Origin of the sequence: Bacteroides sp. 1_1_14 (assembly GCF_000162515.1) — a bacterium.
GTDB lineage: Bacteria > Bacteroidota > Bacteroidia > Bacteroidales > Bacteroidaceae > Bacteroides > Bacteroides thetaiotaomicron.
The window spans coordinates 74978-99782 of the sequence record NZ_GG774703.1 but is presented as its reverse complement, the minus strand read 5'-3'; the positions used below and the strand labels follow the sequence as shown (position 1 = coordinate 99782).

12 protein-coding genes are annotated in these 24805 nt (G+C 36.3%); 7 read left to right on the top strand and 5 right to left on the bottom strand.

Annotation, left to right across the window (positions count from 1 at the left end; genetic code table 11):
* The first annotated feature begins 246 nt into the window (after positions 1-246).
* On the top strand, positions 247-2649 hold the full coding sequence (locus HMPREF9007_RS0124645) for a two-component regulator propeller domain-containing protein (RefSeq protein WP_032850121.1): 2403 nt from the start codon (positions 247-249) through the stop codon (positions 2647-2649).
* On the top strand, positions 2636-4192 hold the full coding sequence (locus HMPREF9007_RS0124640; RefSeq protein ID WP_032850120.1) for a response regulator: 1557 nt from the start codon (positions 2636-2638) through the stop codon (positions 4190-4192). The genes HMPREF9007_RS0124645 and HMPREF9007_RS0124640 overlap by 14 nt, the downstream gene beginning before the upstream one ends.
* A gap of 791 nt (positions 4193-4983) precedes the next feature.
* On the opposite strand, the gene HMPREF9007_RS20515 is transcribed toward HMPREF9007_RS0124640, so the two are convergent.
* Entirely contained in the window at positions 4984-6936 is a 1953-nt protein-coding gene (locus tag HMPREF9007_RS20515) for a sulfatase (RefSeq protein WP_008760220.1), read from the bottom strand.
* Between the two features lie 540 nt (positions 6937-7476).
* Between HMPREF9007_RS20515 and HMPREF9007_RS20520 the strand changes: the two genes are divergently transcribed.
* The 3 genes from HMPREF9007_RS20520 to HMPREF9007_RS20530 all read left to right on the top strand — a co-directional run bounded on the left by HMPREF9007_RS20520 (position 7477) and on the right by HMPREF9007_RS20530 (position 16611).
* Positions 7477-9486, top strand: coding sequence for an ATP-binding protein (locus HMPREF9007_RS20520; RefSeq protein ID WP_008760219.1), 2010 nt, complete (start codon positions 7477-7479; stop codon positions 9484-9486).
* Positions 9487-11647: 2161 nt separating this feature from the next.
* Positions 11648-14851, top strand: a complete 3204-nt coding sequence (locus tag HMPREF9007_RS20525; RefSeq protein WP_008760218.1) for a TonB-dependent receptor — start codon at positions 11648-11650, stop codon at positions 14849-14851.
* A gap of 11 nt (positions 14852-14862) precedes the next feature.
* Positions 14863-16611: a RagB/SusD family nutrient uptake outer membrane protein gene (locus tag HMPREF9007_RS20530; protein WP_008760217.1), complete on the top strand. Its 1749-nt coding sequence runs from the start codon at positions 14863-14865 to the stop codon at positions 16609-16611.
* Between the two features lie 921 nt (positions 16612-17532).
* On the opposite strand, the gene HMPREF9007_RS20535 is transcribed toward HMPREF9007_RS20530, so the two are convergent.
* On the bottom strand, positions 17533-17937 hold the full coding sequence (locus HMPREF9007_RS20535; protein WP_008760216.1) for a hypothetical protein: 405 nt from the start codon (positions 17935-17937) through the stop codon (positions 17533-17535).
* 558 nt (positions 17938-18495) lie between these two features.
* Here HMPREF9007_RS20535 and HMPREF9007_RS20540 point away from each other — a divergent pair.
* Positions 18496-18807, top strand: coding sequence for a hypothetical protein (locus HMPREF9007_RS20540; RefSeq protein WP_008760214.1), 312 nt, complete (start codon positions 18496-18498; stop codon positions 18805-18807).
* Between the two features lie 620 nt (positions 18808-19427).
* Complete coding sequence (locus tag HMPREF9007_RS27015; RefSeq protein WP_164674625.1) at positions 19428-19583, top strand: hypothetical protein; 156 nt, start codon at positions 19428-19430, stop codon at positions 19581-19583.
* Positions 19584-20619: 1036 nt separating this feature from the next.
* On the opposite strand, the gene HMPREF9007_RS20550 is transcribed toward HMPREF9007_RS27015, so the two are convergent.
* The 3 genes from HMPREF9007_RS20550 to HMPREF9007_RS20555 all read right to left on the bottom strand — a co-directional run bounded on the left by HMPREF9007_RS20550 (position 20620) and on the right by HMPREF9007_RS20555 (position 24763).
* Positions 20620-21699, bottom strand: coding sequence for a choloylglycine hydrolase family protein (locus HMPREF9007_RS20550; protein WP_008760211.1), 1080 nt, complete (start codon positions 21697-21699; stop codon positions 20620-20622).
* A 635-nt stretch (positions 21700-22334) separates the two neighbouring features.
* Entirely contained in the window at positions 22335-22472 is a 138-nt protein-coding gene (locus HMPREF9007_RS27005) for a hypothetical protein (RefSeq protein ID WP_165000505.1), read from the bottom strand.
* 1073 nt (positions 22473-23545) lie between these two features.
* Positions 23546-24763 (bottom strand): PepSY-associated TM helix domain-containing protein, encoded by a 1218-nt coding sequence (locus HMPREF9007_RS20555; protein WP_032850205.1) that lies wholly within the window; start codon positions 24761-24763, stop codon positions 23546-23548.
* Positions 24764-24805: the final 42 nt, after the last annotated feature.

Genomic DNA, 24805 nt, shown 5'->3' with positions numbered 1-24805 from the left:
TATACCCGCACTGACACCACCTGTTTTAACAAAATCGTCTTTTTTTATACAAATATTGTATTTTAATAGCTTTATAAAGATTTAGATTAGTGCAATAAAGATTATTCTTATATATTTGGACGAAATTTATATTTAATACAAATATGAGTAGCAATAGTTTTTTTTACATTTATCTTTTGGATTTCCGTATTTATTTTGTGCACTAAACCAACATTTGCAATAGATACAAATTTAAAGTTTGAGCATATGGATATCTCAACAGGTTTAAATTCAAACACGGTTTATTGTACATTTCAAGATAGTAATGGTCAAATGTGGTTTGGAACCAATGATGGATTAACAACATATGATACATATACATTTAAAACTTGGAGAACAGACTCCAATAACCCTTATTCTATTGGTAATAATGGAATCTACTGCATATACGAGGACCGCAATAATCGACTATGGATAGGCACCGAAAAGGGATTATATCTTTTCAACAAAGATTTGGATAAATTCCAACAAATAAATGGATTAAACATCGAAAAATCACATATAAGATCAATCTCAGAGGATTCACATGGTAAAATATGGGCAGCGTCACTGGGACATGGTATCTTCAAATATAATCCAAATAATAAAGAACTTAGAAACTATAGACAATCACAGAATGTTGGACTTAATTCAGATTATTCAACAAAGATATTATCTGACTCATTAGGCAATATTTGGTGTCTCGCATCCGGGAGTTATTTACATAGATACAATCACGATAGCGATACTTTCGAGAAAATTCTTATAAAAGATAAAAAAAATGGTATGGTTGAAACAAATGCATTCACTATGTGTTTAGACTGGAAAGGAGATCTTTGGATTAGTGGTTGGGACTGTGGGATATTTCATTATTCTATCGAAGAATCCTGTTTTAAAAATTATCTGACGGACAGGGGCCGACCAATATTACAGGGGCGTATCCATACAATTAAGGCGTTCGAGCCTAACAAGATATACATTGGTTCAGATCAAGGGTTGACATTGTTTGATCCATCTACGCAAAAATACATTACCACTTCTTACAACCGAAACAATAGCAGTAGTTTATCTGATGACTTTGTCTATGATATCCTAAAAGACAATGAAGGTGGGCTATGGATCACTACATATTTTGGTGGTATAAACTATTCAAATCCCAATAGTTCAAACTTCACTATTAGACATTGCGCAACTGAATCAGCAAGAGGAAGAATTATCAGTAAATTTCATGAAGATAAAAATGGTGATATATTCATCGGGACAGATGATGGAGGATTATTTATATATAATCCGATCAAAGACAAGTGCCATCGATATACAATTGATAAATCTAATCCTAATTTAAATATTCACGCAATTTGGAGCAATGATACATACCTTTGGATTGGTACTTATTCTAAAGGCCTATATAGAATAAACCATAAAACAAAATATGTCGAGCATATACCCTATTTTGAAAAAGACGGCATAACAAACGAAAGTATATATTCTATACATGAAGATTTATCTGGAAAAATATGGATTGGTACCAAAACTGCAATTTGGACATGGACAAAAAAACATGGATTTATAAAAGAAAAGGAGTTAGGGTACAATAGTGATATTATTGCTATATGTGAAGACTTAAAAGGGAGCATTTGGTTCGCATCTCTTAATAAGGGAATACTAAAATACACTCCTACTACCCACAATATTACCCACATTTCTAAAGGCTCCAATGGAATCAAAATACCTAATGAAATTACATCTATGTCACTACATATGGACTACCTTTTTATTGGGACCTCAGGGCAAGGTCTAATAAAATACCATATTCCAACAGAATCCATAACAAAAGAGAAATGTTCAAATATTGAGATGGAACATCTATCCATTTATAATATTATAAGCTATAAAGACAATCTTTGGCTCAGTACCAATGAAGGTCTACTCTGTTATAATCCATCTATCGCAAAATGTAACATTTTGGGTAAATATGATGGATTAAATACAAATCTTTTCAATCCTAATTCAGGAATAGTTGCATCAGATGGTAAAATTTATCTCGGTTCAAATAATGGGTTCAATATCGTCACTCCAGATAGACTTAAAAGCAATACTGTAAAACCTAACACTATATTTATCCATACATCAAATACTCTTTATAAACATACAGACAGTACAATCTTATACAAATGGCACAATCCATTCACCATCAAATTTGCTAGTCTAAGCTATCACTCACCAATAAATAACAAATACAAATATTATCTGGAAGGTTATCATAGTAATTGGATTGAGACCAACTGGAAAAATAATCACGTTACCTTCTCAGATCTTCCCTGTGGCAAATATACATTTTGGGTATGTTCTTCTAATAATGATGGAGTATGGGGGACACCTATTTCTTGGAATATTATAGTAAAACCGCATTGGTGGAATAGTAAAGTAGCTATAATAATATATATTCTTATATGTATGGCTCTAGTATTCGGTATTATCACTTACTCAATCATGCACCACGTTCAAAAAAAGAAAAATAGAATAGCGAAAATTAAATATGTTAGGGAAAAGACTCGCATTGAAACTGAGCTACAGTTTTTTTTTCAATCTAGCACAAGAGATTCGAACTCCTATCATGTTGATAAATAATCCAATAAATGAAATTGCTAGTATCGAAAATTTACCAGAAAATATAGCACAAAAAATTTCTATCATCCAAAATAGTTCTAAAAAACTTTCTAATCTTGCAGATGAAATTCTTGACTTAAAAAAAATAAATGCAGAAGTAAATATTTATCCTACACCCATAATAGATTTAACAAGCCAGATTGTTAACACCTTTAAAGCAAACAATTCTTTTCTTGACGTGGATATCGTGTTCATTGATGAAATCAAAAAAAATGTAGTCGCCAACCTTAACATAGATGCATGGAATAAAATTATGAACCATTTGCTTTCAAATGCATTAAGATTTACCAACAACCTTATAGAGGTCAGAGCAAAGATCTATAAAAATAATATTATCATTACTATACATGATAATGGAATTGGTATTTCACAAGACGACATAAAGAATGTATTTAATGCTTTTTGGCACTATGATAAGACCAATAGAGTAAATGTATCAGGCTTTGGACTCGGGCTTACAATATCAAAATTATTATTGTACAAAATGGATATGACTATAAATATCGAAAGTGAAGTAAACAAATTTACTACATTCACCATTAGTATACCGATTTACGAAAAAAGCATAGAAAATGAAACAATACTAGAAAGAATTCAAGATTTGAACTCATTAGACACTCCTTCAGTAGCGAATATAAATCAATCTGAGATAGATTCGTATTTAAGAAAGCACAATAGAATACTAATTGTAGATAATGACAGAGATTTACAATTATATTTAGCTGATGCACTCTCAAAAGAGTACAAAATTTACACAGCATCTAATGGAGAAGAAGCTATGGAGATACTCTCTATTGGGGAAAAACCAGATATAATAATCTGTGAAGTTATGATACCTAAAATGAATGGCATAAATCTCTGTAAACGGTTAAAAAAAGATGCTAATTTATACAATATACCTATTATTATGTTTGCAGATAATACTGACATTAACACTAAAAGCTATTGTATTCAAAATGGTGCCGAAGCCTTCATTGAGAAGCCAATTAATGTTGATTATTTGAAAATAAGAATAAAAAATATTTTAGAAAAAAGAAAATTACTACAACTTTTTTTTAGCAAACACTCGTTCATTACTCTATCAGAACCTTCTGATAACAATGTTGACGATTGTTTCCTAAAACAATTTAGTGACATTGTTGTCCAATGTATTTCAAAACACGACCTTACAGTGGATGATGTAGCTAAGGAAATGTGCATGAGTAGAAGCGTTCTATTTAAAAAGGTCAAAGAAATAACAGAAATGACACCCAATAATTATATAAAAGCTATAAGACTCCAAAAGGCTGCAGAATTATTAATTCAAGAAGAATACAAGATCAATGAAATATGCTACTTAGTAGGATTCAACAACCATAGTTATTTTACAAAGTGTTTTGTTGATTATTTCGGTCTACTCCCCAAAGAATATATTGCAAAAAGAAAGAAAGAGGAGCAGCGTAATGAGAAAGAAAAACAAGAAACGATATTCATCCTTTTTCGTGCCAAAACCCTGATTAAATAGGGATACACTCAAAAGATAACAATATCATTACAAGATAGTCATTTTTATTTCTTTAAATATTCCGTACGACAGGAAGTTGTACAAGTAATTGTTCTGCATTACGTCTGAACCTATTGTTACATCAATAGTAGCCTAAAAAGGCGTGCGTTACCAGTAATGATTTGGTACGAGTTCCCTTGACAATATGGACCTATATAGAAATATCCAATGTATAATTGTTAGGTAGCAATATAAGTAAACCGCTGCACCATCGTGACAAAGAATGGCTTACGGATATTGGGTAGCTATAGCCAAAAGGCAAGCAGTTAAGATAGGTCATTTAGGTATATAAGATTACACAGACATCATACTGCTGATGAAGAGAAATGGGGGCTGAATCGATCGTTAGTCACTTATATAGAATCTCCCCGTATTTCCCCTACCGACATCGTAACAGGTAGGGCAACCTTAAGGGAAGCCGAAAGGGATGCAGGTAAAAGATTACAGAGAAAGCGAATACTTTTGTTTAATGTAGAGGATTGAGATTATAAATAAAAATTTGTATCTTTGCGAACTATGGAAATAGGAACGGCTGTCAACGCAATACAAGAAGAAGGTTACACAAAAGGTTTCGTACTGTTGTATGACAGGCGTTCCACTTTGTACAATCAATGCTTACTTTATTACTTACTATCAAGAATTGAAAGTACAATATTATTTTATGCAAGTAAAGTACGAATTACTTGATTTGAACGAACTTAAATTTGTAGCTTTGCATCAGATTATTCTATTACAAATAATCTACACATCAATTAATTAGGCAAGGGAAGCATTGCTCTACGAGTATAATTTAATTTCAAACCTTTTTCATAGGCCTCGGCACCATACAATTCCTTGATATCCATTTCGCCTAGATTTACAAGTATACCACGTGCCATAAATCCTGCATCTTCATTCTCAACATGTGGTAGAGTTTCCGCCGCTTCTTTTAGTTCCGGTATGAAAGGACGAATATATTCACGCATTTCTGGATCCAAAGACAGACATTCCAACGACGAATAACCTATTTTTCGGTTCTTTTCTAAAGTAGGAGTAAGCAGACGGGTAATACCTTCCTGATATCTTCCCAAATAAGATATGGCATAAGCAGCCTCCGAAGCTATATATGGGTTAGTATCATAAATTAATGCCAACAAAGCTTGAGGACAAGTTCTAATTCGTTTTTCTTTGGCTAGTTTGGCATACCCTACTACGCCCCAAAATCGCATTTCTGGCAAAGAACTAGTAATTGCTTCTTCTAATACAGGAAGCAGGTCTATTGTTGCAGTACCAACCATCTCAACAAGGGCATACAGTTCAGCTAACGGGTAGCGTTCTTGACGTACTTTTTCATAAAGTATATGCCCTATACGTGAATCAGGTAAAAAAAAGCCTAAATCAGTAGTAACACGAATATGAGCAGATAATGCTTGCCGCATTTTACAGAGGACACCTTCGTATTCAGAAACACCAGAAAGATCATGAAGTTCGTCTGGATCTTTTTCAAGATCAAATAGCATTTCAGCCGGATGACTTTGAAAAGGTTGGCCCCACTCCGGATTCCCCCCCCCTTTTAATATTAACTCATCCCATACTTGATTTGAAGGCATGCCCCATTGATAATAATTGCGTAAAGCAAACTGACGATATGGAATATAACTTCGGATATATTTAAAACGCCCGTCCGTAACTGCACGTACAGGCATAAAATGATGTAATTGATTAGACGCTAACGCAAACTGCATTTCACGCTTACCCTTATTTACAAATTTGCCATATATCGCATTGCCTTGCATATGCCTGGGTGGTCTGACTCCTGCAAGACTAAGTACAGTGGGAGCTAAATCAGTAAAATTAATAAGACCATATTCCTTACCTGAAGAAACCTTTGCCAAGTGCCTCCATTTAGGTGGAAAGTATATTATTAAAGGAACCTTTAAACCACTTTCATACAAATATCCTTTACCACGTGGAAGACACCCTCCATGATCACTAAAAAAAAATATGATTGTATTCTTATCTAGCCCTCTATCTTTCAAGTCTTTCAAAAAGAATCCAAGCCATGTATCCACATCTTGTACCGACTCCAAATGAGCAGCATAATCAGAACGAATTTCTGGGAGATCTGGAAGATAAGAAGGAAGTGACAATAAGCTCGGATAAATCCCCTCCCTAGTGTAATCTCTTCGGCCCTCGGTATGAAAGGTACGAATACGCCCCATGTGAGAAACAACAGTATTAAACACAGCAAAAAATGGCTGATGCTTTTTCCGTCTACTACTATTGTATGACGCATATTTATTACATTCGTCCCAGCAGATCTTATTATTTGTAGTAGAATTATAATGGGTCTTATTATTATTTGTACAATAATACCCCACCTCACGTAATTTTTGAGGAAAGAAAATATCTACGGGAGTATCATAAGGTATCGGATGAACATCCATCCCATATGTGGTAGCATAACATCCAGTGATTAAGGAAGAACGGGCCGCAGAACTTTGTGGAGCTACCGACCAAGCATTCATAAACTGTATACCACGGAGAGCAAGGCTATCTATATTTGGAGTATGCACATCCTTGTTCCCATAACAACCAAATTCACGTGCACTAGTATCCTCAAAAGTAAGCCATAAGATATTGGGTCTTTCATGATTAATCGCTCCTACAGATATGGAAGACAGTCCGTAGAAAGAACAGCACAGCAATAAAGATAAGTGTTTCATAAGATATTAAAGTTATTTATCCAGGTCAAAGATAAAAAGTTTACATTTCGGCAATATTCGTTTTCGTTTAAAAAAATATCAAAATTGTTTCACTCGGTATCTTTCAACAATTTTAATATAAAAATCGACATGTTTTATATAATAAAAACAAAAGTGCTAAAATCGTAAAAGAGAATAAAATATATGTAACAAACAAATATTTATCTTTGAGCAATCATTAAATTTAATATTAAAATGAAATACGCATTATGTAATAATCACATCATAGGCGATAATTCTTGGAAACATGGACCGCCTACACAATATTCTGCAAAAGTGCGATTATTTAATATATTTATCGGAACATATAAAATTACTGATTAATATTTGTTATATCAATATATAGTCTAAAATAAAAAGGATATTATCAACCGGTAAGTCATCCTCATAACGTGAATCTTTATCTAATACATACTACCAGATTACAAAGAATGTAAAAGATGGAATTGTAGGATGAATCAAAAGCAACAGTAATTTATTAATTTAAAACAGACTGAAGTCATGAAATTCATACATTTCTTATTAATGTTTTTAGGAGAATTAGCTCTCGAAACATTGAATATTGATATCACCAAAAAACATTTCTATTCACCACATAACACACTTTTTTCCATAAAACAAAATCAAAAGGGAAAACGACAAATGACAGCATACTCCGCTCGCCACAGATTTACAACCTTTATTTATCAATTAAAAAGATATAATGTTGCAAAATATAAGGAAAAACATTCCACTCTAATTATCTATCCTGATTACATACAGGAGTATGCTTCCTACCACCAAATAAATAATAATAATTTTATCATGAAGAGTATTCGTTGTTTACGTTTGGGGTATCATGGCAAGTATATACCCCTTCTTACTATTTTTTTACTTTTATCATTGGTGCTAAGCTCTATATGGCTTTTTCCATTATACAAAAGTTACAAACTAAAGAACATACGAAAAAAGAAAGAAAAAGAAATATACCAAATGAATATCAACATATTATATGAACAACTACATAACCAACTAACCCTAATTATTTCACCATTACAAGAACTAATGAGGCACATTTACGGAGATTGGGAATATAAGCAATTGCTACACATCCAAGACAGTGCCAATAAATTATCATACATTATTAGCCAAACAAAAATTCTTAGTGACATCAATTTAGGTTTACTCAAGCTCAATATAATACACTCTAACGCATATAAACGAGTACTAGATTGTTTCATGAGCTATAAATACTTATCCAGGAAGAAACATATTGAATATAATTTCTATACAAAATTACAAGATGAAGATCTTTTTTTTGATGAAAACGTTCTAATTCTAATTACAAATAAATTACTTGCAAATGCATTTAAATATACAGAATCTGGAAAAAGCATTACAATACGACTATATAAGGTGGACAAAAACCTTGTCCTACAAGTGTCAGATACAGGGATCGGTATTCCAGTAGAAAAACAACAAAAAATATTCGATCGTTTCTATCAAATAGAAAATAGCTACATAGAAAACGGCTTAGGGCTCTCTATGGTTCAACAATTAGTTGAATTACATCATGGAAAAATTATATTGCAAAGCGAAATAAGAAAAGGGAGCACTTTTTCTATTCATTTTCCACAGGACAAGTCTTCATACAACAAAGATGAGTTTCTTAACGACAACATGGAAGAGAAACAAGATATAATACCTTCTATATATTCAAACAAGATTTGTATGAAAGATGAGCATGAACCCACTAATACACAAGTGATAAAAACAAAAAACGGAACTATTTTAATAGCAGAAAGCAATGAAGAATTACGACAATATATATCCAATAATCTATCCTCTTTGTTTTATCTATTAGAAGCGAAAAACGGAAAAGAAGCACTGGATATTTTAAAAAGACAGGAAGTTAATTTGATCATTACAAATGCAATAATGCCTGTAATAGATGGTATTAAGCTGTGTAAACTAGTAAAAGAAAATCTATCTACTCGTCATATACCTGTTTATATCTTATCTACAAAAACAGATATAGAATCTCAATTGGAAAGTTTTCGAGTAGGTGCTGATGATTATATAATCAAACCATTCTCCATAAATATTTTAAAATTTAAAACATTAAATATGCTACATACATCTCACTATATTTTTGAGCATAGTTCTAACATTATGCCGACAGAACGAATTAATACCACAATGAATAAAGAAATACTTGAAAAAGCCAATATGGTAGTTGAGAAAAATATAGATAATATGAAGTTTTCCATAAAACAGTTCGCATGGGAAATGAATATGAGTTGTTCGAGCCTTCACATGAAATTGAAAGCAATAACAGGAGAATCAACCACTGAATTTATACATAAAATACGGCTTAATCGAGCCTGCCAGTTATTAGAAGAAGGTAAATTTTCCATATCTGAAATCAGCTTTATGGTGGGATATAATACCCCTTCTTACTTTACAACATGTTTTAAAAAATATGTCGGTTGTCTACCAATAGAATATAAAAATAGATTTTTTCCAGTTTAAATCCATTTCATTCTAGTTCGAGTAGAAATTTATTTTTTATGATTGTATGCTAATACACTGTACCGAGTTATTGTATTTAAATGACCATATTTATCATCGGGAGAAAAAAGTGGATATCTCCCATCCATATTATAGAAAAGTTGTTTAATCTCTAAACTTGGGGACGGATCTGTTTAATACACAGAAAAGATAGGCATTTTAGTAAAAGACATCTATAAGAAGATATCACACCTTTGAGATCTATTAATTAAAGCGACCTCAAATGAATCAAGACAAATACGTTTGAATTCTTGAACAACGATAAGCTTAGAAAACTTTGTAGAGAAGTACAGTGGTAATCGTTATGTAAAAGCACTTCAGTTATTCGAGCCATTTACTTGCAATAATGGTTGGTCAACTTACTAAACGCAAAAAGTCTTCGTAACCTGATTATAGCTTGGAGTTATATCAAAAAAAACGTTATCATTGAGGGATGATTCCCAACCAAAACGACATTTACATCCGCCAATCAGATTTGAGATTATGGAATCTCCGAAAACTTTGATTTCTACAGAATGAAGAAAATATGCGTGTGATTCCACTATGGTTCTTTTATGTCTGACTAAATCCCTTTAGGCGAAGTTCTGTTAGAAGAAAATGGCACTAAAGTTCATCTCCTCTATGATATAGAAGTACAAGTTTCAGCCTTCTATGTAATAACTACAGCATTCAGATATAATTCAACAATAATGTCCATAATTAATTATGAGCAAAATTTTACATATTTGACAGAGTGTAAAAGTTATTCAAAGAACTTTATCAAATCCATCTTGTAGGTTCTTTGTAGTTAGAGTGAAGTCAAACCTAAAGTTTAAATTCCGTAAATGGAAGCGTAAAATGCGAAGAATGTCTTTTCTGATATGGAAGTGAAGTTGATTTCTTTCCTGACAAACGCCAAACGGATATCCGCACTTGGAGCACAAAAAGAAACGGCTTGTGAAACCTTGCTTCAAATCGTTGAAGCAACATCTTAAGATAAAAAGTTTATAGGATACTAGAGCATGCTGTTCAAATGCAGATTAGTACTACTATCACCACTTATTGTTTGGTAACTGTTATCCAATTTAATATGCAACAGAATCGTTCAAGCTATAAGGTCCTATAGTTTCTTAGTATCCCATTAACAAATAAGCCCCATTTACTACAAGAGTCATTCAATAAAATTTAATTCAATGATATCCCAAAAACAATTCAATTCTCTTATTTCAGGACTGTTTGATTAATAAATAACTCGTCCTAATTTCAATGAGGCACCAACGAAATCACAACTATTTAAATTTAACCAGATGTCAATCATCTGTATTAAACCATTTATATTGTTTGATTTAGAATAGTAGATAGTTCTGAAGTTCTCATAGGAAAATTAAAATCTATGATAAGCACTTACAATAATATACTTTTCATTATCAATACAAAGGTGGACCGAAAAGGATTACATCAAATAACATCTAAACAAATGTCCTGTATCTTTAATCCAACAGTTATTGCAACTAAACCTTTATCCGAAGAATATTAAACGAGCATACAACTGAACCGAAAATTTAAATTCCTAGTTGAATACTAATATCTTTTATGGAGCCTGGGAATAGAAAATGACTATTCACGAATACATTTTATAGCAATACATTATTTAATAAAACTACTCCCATTGACGCTAATACTGCCTCCAGACAGAGATGGTACACTTCCAAAAATATTGCAGATTCCTCTTCTTTATTAAAAATAAAGCGTGAAATGACAAATATAGATGCAATCAAATAGCTAAAACTTTATACATACTACTAAAGACATGTCTTAAAATGATATATTTAACAATAGATTAAAATATTTTCACTATTAACCCGGAAACACATTTAAACATTAATCAGAATCTATTTTATATATTTTTCTTAGGCAGAACAATACTCATTCATAATAAAGGAGAACAAAAATATCCACATAAAAAGATTATAACATTAATGTATGATTATTATATTTTAGACAAAAATGATAGTTGGGAAACAAATTTAATATGATAATAATGTATATAAGTAAGAAAAATAAATAATACTTGTATTTTTTCTCATAATTTTCATTGAACTTAGAGACGTTAATATTTTTAATTAAAACCTTAGATTTATTTATGTACAATTTTAAGAAATTATTACTATTCCTTACAACCTTTACATGTGTGTCTGCATATGCACAGAGCCTGATAGTTACAGGAAAGGTGGTTGACAGTGAAGGATATGAAGTGATCGGCAGTAGCGTTACAGTAAAAGGTCTTACTGGTACTGGGACTGTTACTGACATTAATGGCAATTTTACTTTAAAAATCAATGATGCATCTAAAGACATACTTGTCTTTTCGTATGTAGGAATGATCACACAAGAAGTAAAAGTAAATAAACAGAGAGTTATTAATGTGACACTACAGGCTAACACTGTGATGTTAGATGAAGTTGTTGCTATTGGTTACGCCACAGTAAAGCGTAAAGATCTAACAGGGTCGGTAGCGTCAATAAGCAGTCAAGAGTTAATTAAAATACCGGTTAGTGATGTAACTCAAGCCCTATCTGGACGTATGGCCGGTGTGCTAGTACAGCAAAGTGAAGGGGCCCCAGGGTCATCTGTTTCTATTCGTGTACGTGGTGGAATTTCTATTACTCAAAGTAACGACCCTTTGTATATTATTGATGGATTTCCTAGCGAAGATGGGATGTCAACCATTGATCCTGCTGAGATAGAAACAATTGATGTATTAAAAGATGCTTCTGCCACTGCCATTTACGGTGCACGTGGAGCAAATGGAGTTGTTGTAATCACAACTAAAAATGGTAGTAAATCCAGTGGAAAGGCAACAGTTAATTTCGATGCATATTGGGGAGCTAAAACATTAGCAAAAAAGTTAGATGTTCTTTCTCCTTATGAATTTGTCAAATTAGATTACGAACGGACATTATGGCGCATAGGTAATGGGGATACAAGCTCTGATGGTATGGAAGCATGGAAGAAAAGATATGGCGAATATAGTGATCTTGAATCCAATTATATCAGTCGCAAAGGAATTGATTGGCAAGAAGAAACATTGGGGCGTACTGCCTTGACACAGAACTATCGTATATCTGTTTCTGGAAAGACCGATAAAATGAACTACAGTTTAGCTTATTCCTATTACGATGAAGAAGGAGCTATGGTATATAGTAGTAATAAAAAACACAACATCTCCTTTAACATAAATCATGCGGTAAGCAACTGGTTAACAATAAACTCTCGTATCAGTTACGACCAAATGCGTATAGAAGGAATGGGCACTTCGGAGAATACCGACCGTTTTAACAAAATGCAACATATCATACAATATCGTCCAACAATAGGCATTCAAGGAGCAGATGCCGATCTGCTATTTGGGGAAGATCCTATACTTGCTGATGACAGCGGCAATGTAATGCAAAATCCTTTGATTTCTGCGGCCGAAGAAATAAATAATAGAGAATGGCGTACTTTCCAAGCCAATGGTGGCGCTACAATCAAACTATGGAAAGGATTTTCATTTCGCAGTACAGTAGGCATGCGCTATCAAACCCGTCGTAATGATATTTTCTATGGAGCTGATTCGCAGACAGCCAAACGTTCAAGTATATACGGAAGTATAACAAACATTGAAAGTAGCAGTTTACAGAACTCCAATGTTCTGAGTTATAGTTGGAAAAACAGCTCTCACGACGTCGCCATAATGGTGGGACATGAATTTGTAACGAAATGGACAAGACAGTTTTCAGCCGGTGCCACACAGTTCCCAAACGATGAAATTGGCCTGGCAGACCTTTCATTAGGAACACCAAGCACCCCTACTTCCAACGAAAATTATGACGACAAACTACTTTCTTTCTTTACCCGCGTGAACTATGCCCATATGAATCGTTATCTATTTACAGCCTCTATACGCGCAGACGGCTCATCCAAGTTTGGAAAAAACAATAAGTGGGGATACTTCCCTGCTGTTTCTGCTGCATGGCGTTTGAGTGAAGAAACATTCATCAAAAACATAGGAATCTTTTCCGATTTAAAACTTCGTATTGGTTATGGTTTGGCAGGAAACAATCGTATCAACAACTACCAAAGCTTGGCAATAATGAGTTCTGTTACGGCAGCTAGTGGCAACGGAGCACAGGCAGGATATGCTTCTAATCAAGTTCCTAATCCTGATTTAAAGTGGGAGGCAAACAAAACATTCAATTTAGGAATGGATTTTGGATTTATCAATCAGCGTATAACATTTTCACCCGAATTCTATATTAACCGTAGTAGCAATTTATTACTAGATGCTAAATTACCATATTCATCAGGATATCAAAGTATGATTATCAACGCCGGTGAAACCCAAAATATAGGTATTGACTTGACTCTAAATACGGTGAATATTTCCAACAAGAATTTTACATGGAATACATCGATAACTTTTTCTCATAATAAAAATAAAGTCAATAGACTAACAGGAGAAAGCATACAGTTGTATTTAGCTAACTTCGGATATTCAGGTGCAGGTGCTTCACACCAGATTGGGGTAGGACAACCTTTAGGACAATTTTACGGTTATGTGACAGAAGGATTATATCAGGTCAGTGATTTCGATTACGATCCTACCACTCAAAAGTATACCTTGAAGGAAGGTATACCTTATCATGGGGACAAAGCAAGCATTCAACCTGGTTACTGGAAGTTTAAGAATGTAGATGGCAGTGAGGACAACCTAATTACTGAAAATGACAAAACTGTCATCGGTAATGCCTCTCCCAATTTCTATGGCGGTATTAACAATACCTTTGCATATAAAAATTTTGATTTAAGTATCTTTCTAACATACAGCTACGGTGGTGAGGTTTTGAATGCGACCAAACTAACTAACACAAAAACCGCATTGACAAATAAAAATGTTTTGGCAATAGCCAGTGAAACAAATCGCTGGGTTACGATAAACAATGACGGTAATATTATAACTGATCCAGAAGAATTAGCAACTGTGAATGCAGGAAAAACTGTAGCCTGCTTTGACGATAATGGCTCAAATAATACTTACATTCATTCATGGGCTATAGAAGATGCTTCTTTCCTAAAATTAAGTAATGTTACCTTAGGGTATACATTCCCTAAACGGATCATCAATAAAATCGGTCTAAGTAAATTACGTGTATATGCTACTGGTAATAATTTGTTCACATGGTCACCCTATACAGGTTTTGACCCTGAAGTTTCTACCATGAGTAGTCCTTTAACACCGGGAGTTGATTTCGGAGCCTATCCGAGAAGCCGTTCCTTCGTGTTTGGTATAAATGTGTCATTTTAAAAAAACATACAATGAAAAACAAAATAATATATACACTCTTTGCACTCATATTAGCTTCTTGTGAGCTAACCGAACAGCCAACCTCGTATTATGAAATGGACAGCTATTTTGTAACAGAAGATAAAGCTAAAATGGCTGTAGTAGGAATTTATGACTGTATAGAAACAATCAACTATTATGGACAGTATATAATGCCCTTCTTTGGAGCAGACGATATGTTTATGGTAAGAGGTACCGGCTCGGATGGTACTCGACGTGATATCTCCCATTATATGTACACTTCATCCAATACATGGATAGCCTCCGTTTGGAAATACGCTTATTTAGGCATCGACCGTGCGAATTTGGCAATCAGCAACATTGAGAAAATGCAAGGATATACAGACAATGTTACTTTACAGGAATTGGTAGCGCAAGCCTGCTTCCTCCGTGCCTTCCTTGCCTTTGATTTAGTAAGATTTTGGGGAGATGTACCTTTTAGCACACAATATACAAGCGGTTATGAAGAGACCTCAAAACCGCGAATGAACCGTGAACTTATTTATGAACAGATTATCAAAGATTTAAATTTTGCAAAGGAGCACTTACCTAAAGGAAGTACCACATCTTCTTCAGAGGTTCCATCTAGCGGTGCTGCACGTGCCTTGTTAATGCGAGTTTACTTACAACGGGCAGGCTATAGTCTGAATCGTGAAACAGTCAAACTTACACGACCAGATGATAATACAAGAAGCGTTTACTTCAATGCTGTTATTGATGAGTGGGAGGCCTTTCAATCAGAAAACTATCATGGATTCTATAATGAGGGGTACGAACAGCTTTTTAAAAATTACTCACAATTGATATTAAACAATCAGGAAAGTTTATGGGAAATAGCATTTGAACCAAACCAAGGAGAAACAGACAATGCTGGAACATGGGCAACTTATAATGGTCCAATAGTAGCTGCTCCAGGGGAGTATCCGGGAACAAGTAACTATATGGGACGAGCTAATGCTTTCTTCCTGGTACTACCTTATTGGAAAACATTCTATGAAACAAACGATGACGGTACCCCAAAAGACCAACGAAGAGATGTGAATTTTGTAGACTATGCTTACGTTTGGAATGCAAGCACTGAAACACAAAATAAAACATACACAAACAGTGCTATCAGAAATAATGCATATAGATATCCAGGAAAATGGCGTAGAGAATGGATGGCTTTGGGATTTGTAGATCCTAATAATACTGGAGTTAATTATTGTCCATTAAGATATGCAGATGTTGTTTTGATGGCAGCTGAAGCTTACAATGAAACAGGGAATACACCAGAAGCGTGGAAATTACTGAACAACGTACGCGAACGCGCTGGTGCTACTCCTATAACAAATGCTAATTATAACAGCTTATTGAAGGCTCCGAAAGTTTACAATTTAGCTTTTATTTCCGATGCAGATGATACCGGAAAATTCCGTACCGCTCTTTATTGGGAACGCGCTTTTGAGCTTTGCTATGAAGGACAACGCAAATATGACCTTCTTCGTTGGGGTATCTTAGGAGACGCTTTAAGAACTGCACAAGAATATTTGGAATCGTGGCAACCTAATGAAGATGACAATATCAACATGGCTAAATGGAATCCAAAGACATGGGCATCAAGTAATTATGTAGCAGGACATAATTTTGTGGATGGCAAACACGAACTATACCCAATCCCATTGGCTGAAATGCAATCTAATGCAGCCCTGAACGGACAGAATAATCCCGGATTTGAATAGTTTTAGTAAAAATGAATAATAGAGAAGGTTTAAAAGACTTTAATACCCTTCTCTATTATTCATCTAATATCATTAAATGCGAAGGATGGCCCTATTCGAAAAAATCAAGTCCCCACATGATAATGGAAAGTAGCACAAACTATGGATGTAACATTACATTAAGAAGTTATCAACAAACTTTCGCCCAAATAGAATACAAAGATTGATGCCGAAAAAACATATTAATCCCATAACAGATAACAACGAATAGCACTAGCACATAATATCTTAGTGATATTAAGTAAATCTTCCTTTTTCCTATACATAAAGGAAGAAGTTTTATTCTAAAGATTTTTCTTTGTCTTTTTTGACAAAAGTTCAAATTTTCCATCTTTTCCATAAAAAATTATAAACATCTCCTCGGAATAGTTAAGCACTGATATTACGATACCAATATTCAGCATGTTTATGTATTGAAGTTATAAAAATATACCAAAATGAAGCTACGATAATATTGCTTTTGAATGGTCATTTTACTGTATTCTCAAACTGTTTTCATGGCGTTGAAAAATGGTGATTTGAATAAAAATGAACTAAATACTTTAACTATTATTCCAGTCCAAAATGGAAAGAACAAACGTGCTCTATAGCTTTTAATTAAGATTGAAAAGGAGAGTGTAAGATATAGAAGCGCGTTTACAACCGAAAAAATAAGATGAGCCATGAAGACGGCTCACCTTTACGAAGGAAAGAAAGATAAGAAAAATAATGTTGGCGAAAAAAAAAGAAAGCTCACCCGATTACAACTTTCATCAAATAACTGCTTTTATTTCACGGAAAGAATTTATCCCTTCTCTGATTTCGATTTGCAATTAAAGAGAGGAACAGCTATCATGTGCAATTTATGTAAGAACGCACAATGTAGTTGAAATACGCTGATAATCAATCATTATCACAAACAATAAGTAAAAATGATCCCATTTTGAAACCGAAAGGTATCAATTTGAAGAACTCGATACCATGTATCTCACTATCCTTGAACCAAAAAAGCGAACGGAGAATACCCGTTTTATCGTTAAGCCAAACCTCGTACCGCAACGGATAATAATGCCCGTAAAAGGCCAACCGGATACTGAACGAGTTGAACAGCTTGAGCAGCGGATAATTCCCGAACAGGTTGGGGTGTAAGAAGTAGAATATACGACAGGCGTCCCGGTGACCAGCCATTACTGCCATATGGTAGTAACGGTCGCATACATAACCCGCATCGGCCATCCATGCGGTAGTAAACACTACTTCTCTGGTTTTCCGCCACCAGTAAGCGATAATATGCAACAAATCCTCCAAAATAATTTTTATAACGTTCTCACTCGTTTACTATTTAAAACATATTAATTATTTATGAGTTTGAAAAGTTTAATTCAAAAGTTGTAAGTCGGGGAACCCAGTGTTGGTGAGGAATGGATAAAAAGATAGAAAAGGAGGTACAGAGCTGCTATAAATGCAAAGGAATGATATAAAAGGCGGATGCGGCCTGTCAGGAGGGTCCTGTAAGAGGGGAAGTCGTAACGTCTTCAAAGCCGCTTATCGCCCACCGGTGGATGCCGTAAACACATTAGCTATTCTCAACGGCGAAGCGAATCATGAAGACTTTACTATTGTATGAACGAGATGATCGATAAGTGGAAGCCGATAGTGAAGACATGGGCGACAAGGCGAAGAAGGAATAGAATGTTTTTGAATAATTAACACTTTATTATCTACAGATTTTCAGCTATTTACACGTGTATACACTATAAAATAGCAGTACCTGTTTTGCTATTTTTTTCGTATCTTTGAAACGGCAAAAGCTCCAGTCATGCAAGGGACGGATTCATTACCTTGCTAATTAATTAACAAAAGAATATGTCAAAAACAAACGAAATGTATTTGGACAAGGCACGGTCCTTGACCAAAGGATTGAGAAATCATTTGGTAACGGTGAAAAACTACGGAGTAAGCGCGAGTGACTTGTCAAAACTGGAAGCTGCTATCCTCGAAGGTGAGAAACTGAACGCGGAAGTGGACCGCCGGCGCGCTGAATTGAATGAAATCATCCCTAACACCAACCGCAAACTGGCAGAGATTCGCAATTTGACTGTATACTTGAAGGGTTTAATCAAGCCCCGTGTAGATTCCAGCCATTGGCCGGAATATGGAATTGCTGACAAGCGATGATTCCCTGTCCTAATGCATAAAGCCCCTGCAGCAAACCATCGAAAGTTTGCAGGGACTTTTCCGTGAAATGATACCCATACACGAATACACTTCACAGCTCCAAGGTTTTATCATACTTTGGGAAGAATATGACAAAAGCTGCAAAAGTGTTTCCAGCGAGCAAACTGCCTGGTACACTATCGAAGGCATTGACATGACAAACGCGACCGACATCAACAGGATTGAAGCAAGGGGGCCGACAAGCACGCGTGGAAGACACGGAAGCCGCCCTGCTTCTCACCCCGTAGCAGCTCAAGCCGCTTGACCTCAGCACGCCCGGCGTCAACTCTAGCAATGAAAACCAGTTTACAACACTCGGGAAAGAGAATACTGTCGGTGCCCATCTTCAAGTGAGCTGCCGTGTCAATTACAAGAGCACGGAAGGTATGTTGCCGTGATCGTGGGTGACGGGAACATGACCAATACAAATGTAAAGGGCTACTATACCAACCTATATATCCCCATCAGTACCTGCAGGAACCCGGGCTACAAGCAGGTTGACACCCTCGTGTTTAGTGCCGACAGCAGTGACTTAGTAAAGGCTGATGTCATTTCGGTTGACCAGTGAAATACTGCAACCGATGAAGAAGTGCCGAAAAGTGGCGAGGAAGAAAAAAGAACTGATACAGGCGGAGAAAAATGCCCTCCTCTTTGCCAACGCCTTTACTTACCATAACGCTGCATCCTTCTCCAGCAGTAGTTTTATTACATTTATAGACTCGACCTCATTTGCGTAGAACACCATATATTCAGGTGACAAATCATAGCTCATAAGAATTAAATTATGACTCCACAATAAAACTGCGATGGCCTGTCGCAGCTTTGTATCACATTCGTAATAACAGAGATAGAACTTTTTCACATCCTACAGAATTTCTCGGGGACATCCCCATTTCAGGATATTCTGATCCCAAATCGACAGACAATCTCTACAACGCCACCACCGTGTTTACTACCGAGTTTACATTTTTCCAACAACTTGCCAATCCCTCAATAAGAGGACATCACAACAGTATTCAGTTGTTTTTCTATCTGTAATCGTAAAGACTCAATTACTGCGACAACATGTCGCAGAAGTTCGTTATCCCCCTCTTCGTTGAATCGTTTTGATACGGTTAAACCCTTCATGCTCTCTATTACTTAAACCTTATGCAAAAGTATAAAAGATTTTCTGTTGTGGTGCTAAACAAATTAACTTAAATACCTTTACATATTGAATTATGACAATATTCTGTTATTTGCTTATTATGTATCGTATCCCATTATAAATCACATTCCTCATCAAATGGGAAAACCATTCTGCCGGAACGAAAGAATGAGATGTCTGTCTATTATCATATTCAATGAATTAGTGTCACGTGTGACAGTTTTTCGGAGGGATGTTAGTGCTCTTCATAGGGTAATCATTTCAAGATGAAAAATCACATCGCTATTGATATTGCACTGAATGACTGAGGCGGTTACCAAACATCGTCAACTAGAAGGAACGCACAGCGTAGGGCGTGAAGTGGAACTCTACAATCTAAATATGATTATTGTTCTTGGTTATCGCACCTGCTTCTAACTCTTCCTTAATATAGTTGGAAGTCCAATCTTTATTTTAGCCAAAAATCTCGTCTTATGTCATTCAGACAACCGAAGAGAAGAAGAATCTCGATTACACAAAGGGATATATATATTCGAGATTCTTCGCTGACGCTTTAAATGACAAAATGTTTTAGATTTTTCAAATTCATCCGATGTGGCGAAGAAAGCAACATCTCCTAAACCGTCTTACCGTATGCTTATCTTTTCGACGGGCTGTGTTTTCGTTACATCCAAAGGTTTCGCGTGGTATTTCACCCCGTCGAAATCGATTTCTTTCAGGTCGATACACCGGATATTGCTGTTATACATGGTCCGGTAATAAATCATTCGGTTGCGGGTGTCTGATGCGACGGTGAACTGAGTGGCACTGGGCATATCGGCAGGAGCCTTTCCCCAAGCAAGTTCGGTTCCCGTCGGAATGTCGAAGTTGTTCAGTATATGAAAAGCCTGAAAGACGCATCCCCGTGCGTCTGGTTGTTCTGGTGCAGTAAGCTGGAAGAAAGCTGCACGGACAAAACGGGATGGAGGGGTAAAGTCACCGGGCAATCCCAACATGCCGCTTCCATGCCCGAAATTCTTCATCTCCAAGGGTCCGAATTTATGTACGGGAGCGTTGCCCGGTTGGAGGTTGATGTAGTTGTTTAGATTGGTCCAATGCCATTCGATACCCGGTGAGTTAGTTAATACTCCCAGCGGATTATCGTAAAAGTGTACCTGCCCGTCCACAATTTCCAACACCATTTGTTTACCCGAGGACTCAGTGAACCGCCAATGTACAGTGGACGAACGGGGGTCGATATGGATGACACGGACCTTCTCCAATGCCTCTTTTACCTCATCCAGGGTGCCGCATTCCGCCAGGACATAGGATACCACCTGAAAGTCGGCCAAGCACTTGTATTTCAAGGAAGCGTCGTAGGGCTGGTATTTACCATATCCGGGAAAGTAGAAGAGTCCGGCAGAAAGACCTTTCTCGTTGATTCCTTCCACCATAAATTCTTTCTGCTCTACCGCCAGTCCCACATACCCGTGTTTGCTCCTGAACTTGATTCCGTCCATCCCTGAAGGAGTGAGCGACTGGAGTTCCTGGTTCCGGGGAACCACTACATACATGTTGTTCATAGCACTTTCTGCCCATTCGATGGTACGTGCCGCGACAATGGCTCCGTCCTTGCTTTTGAGGGTGATGCCCGTGCAGGCACCGGCTGGCACTTGTGACACGATGCCGATGCTTGCCAGCAGAAATGTGGATAGTTTAGTATTCATAATTATTGTTTTTGATGATTATCGAAAGAGATAACGTCCAAATGGAGAATAATGTTTGTTAAACACGCGGGAAAATACGTGATATGCCACAATTTGATTCTGTCTAATGTCCATTTTACCAGCACAGTCACGGCTCTACCAGATTTGCTTTTTAATCTAAATAGATAAATTTGTAAATAATTGGTTTGTAGATTGTTGAGTAATTTCATCTGGATATTTTCAGATTATTAGCAATTGTATAGACCGTTAAGCAAACCGGTATAACTAAGTATAAGTAAACCGCTACACCATCGTAATAAAGAATAGCTTACGGATATGAAGTAGTCCTAGCCAAAAGGCAAGCTGTTGGAATAACCCCTTTAGTATATAAGATTACACAGACACTATACTGCTGATGAGGAGAGATGGTCCCCAAGTCGATCGTTAGTCACTTGTATTGAACCTGGTAAGCCCGTATTTACCCTGCATCCATCGAAGCAGGTAAGTCAACCATAAGGAAAACCGAAAGCCTTTTGCACCATTTGTCCCTGTAGGTGTACTTCAACGGCAAGGAAAGGCTTCAGTTCATTCGTTGTCAGATACTCCATTTGTCCAGCACGTGAAAACGTTCCTCTTTTACAAGGCCCTGAACGGTGTTAAAACGGTATCAAACCGTCACGCACATCCTTATTGGAAATAACCTTTAGCGTCTCCTCAAACAGCACAAGGGTAAAATCGGTCAGTTTGCCACCATCAGTCTTGATTTGACTGGGAGTGCGGTAATTATCACGCATCTACCTAAACAGTCCGTTTACCATGTCTTTGCCGCGTCTTTTTACAGGATGTTCGACTTCCTTATCCGTTTCAAATAGCCGGCAATACGTTTGTGTCCCCCTTTGTGTACTATCATCTTCTTATAGTTTTCGTTGTCTATCGCACTTTATATATAATCATCACATCACTGAAGCCAAATCATTGTTTCACCCTCTTGTTTTCTTTCCCACCTCTTCTTTTTACTTTTAAAAGAAAGTGGGTTTAGGATAAGCTATGCCTGTATTCCACTTATCTTGTTGCAGGTCTGTCCGTTGATTTTCCTTGCTTTGGACACCATCGGAAATGAGGTACATATTTCTCTTTTTTACTAAAAATCTTTCTCATAATATTCAAGATACAAGCTGTGGTTTCCGACTGCAACTTTCTTTTATTTCCACTTTCATAGAATTACTTATTTATTGGTTATTCAAACAGATTGTTCATGAGGTGCATTCTCCCGATTTTCTTCTTATACACTATTTTGGCATAAAATTCTGTCATTTTGATACTTTTGTGATTGACTATCTTACTTCTTGTTTAGAGGTTTACCCCCCAATGTCAGCAATAGAGCGGCTGCGGTATGGCGAGCAGTATGATAGGTGATATATTTCTATATTCCGGCCTCCTGCATCCATTCATCCAACACCACTTCCACTGTGGTAGAGGTGACGCGAAGTTGATGAACTACAATACCAATATCTTTATCTGACAAGTAGATTGTTACCCTATGATTTGTCTTTCAATGCTCGTGTTCGATGTAAAGCGTCTTTTCATCAGCCTCCTTATGCATCCCGTACCATTCCAAAATAAACATGTCGCCGTACCGTAATCCGGTGAAACAAGAGAACAGAAACACCGTTTTCACTATCTCATAGGAACAGGGCGTGCTGCTCAATATCTTTTCTCGTTATTAAACGTGCAGGTTTTCAGAAAGGCAATGAAGCTCTTACAAAAATCACAATATATTCTAAACAAAATCGTATGATTTTACTCTAATCGGAATAGAAATAAAGTAGGAGCCTATTACAGACAATAGCCTACCATCAGGTAGCCCTTATTTCTTTGTACCTATTAATTGCCTGATGAATTTCCTCATCCATAAATAATAGCCTGTCAGTGGCAATGCAGCCCCAATCAAAGCAGCAATAAAAGCAAGTATGCGGGTAAGCATCCCTCCCCAGCTACCGACATGTACCGAATAAATCCAGCCGCGAATTTTTCCTGACTTGTCTTGATGTTGATAAAGACTTGTTTCCGTAAATTCACCAGTATCCGTATTGAAAGAATAACGGTCAGACGCACGCTGATTTCCGAAGCGGTCGAAAGACACACTTGCCGTACCGGAAGAAACACTAATTTGCTTATATTCCAGATTTTGATGCCTTAGCTTATCATACACTTCCTGCCAACAAGCGAATGGAGAAGCCGCAGAACATCGATCACTATGATTGTTTTCCAACCCCTCTCTTTTATCAGCACTTCGCCTACCATTTCCTCCCCTTTTCTTTTCCTGATTAGCCAGTCTGGTATTTCCTTTATGCTCATTATGCTTCTGTTCATTTCCATGGGAAAATCGTTGTTGTACTTCTACCCCGAAGACTTTATAAAAGGCCGTCCGATACCACGGAAAAGACCAAGTCAATCCCGTCAGTGCCATAGCCAGTAGAAAGAACAGGGCATACATTCCACCTGCCACATGCAAGTCATACCAAAACCTTCTCCAACCTTTTGATACAGTTATTTTCAGACTATTCTTCAATGCTTTACGTGTACGCGGCCACCAAATGACAATTCCCGAAATCAGTACAAAAACAAATAAAAGCGTACTGACACCTACAATCATCTTACCCCAAAAGATCCCTTCATTTCCCGGATTCATACTATCCAGCAACCAGCGATGCATTCGGAACATAAACATAAAAAAGCCGCTACGCTCGCTTTTTCCTTTTACTTCGCCCGTATACTGGTCTACATACAAAGATGCACGGCGTGGTTTGGAAAGACTAACCTGATACGCACGTCCGGGATCAGAAGATATGCTGACACCGGTCACTGATACACTGTCAGGCAATGCCATTGCCACTTTTTCAAGCAGCTTATCCATAGGAAGAGGTGACTCTTTTACCGTTTCAACGTAGTAAAGATCGGGGCGAGACCACTCATTTACCTCATTCTCAAATACCAGCATGGCACCGGAGAAGCAGACAAGAGTTATTATCAGTCCGAAAGGGACGGAAAGCCATAAATGTATCTTTCTGAATATTTTCTTCATGTTTTCATTACTATTTCCTGAAAAAGCCTGCAAAGCTTTCTG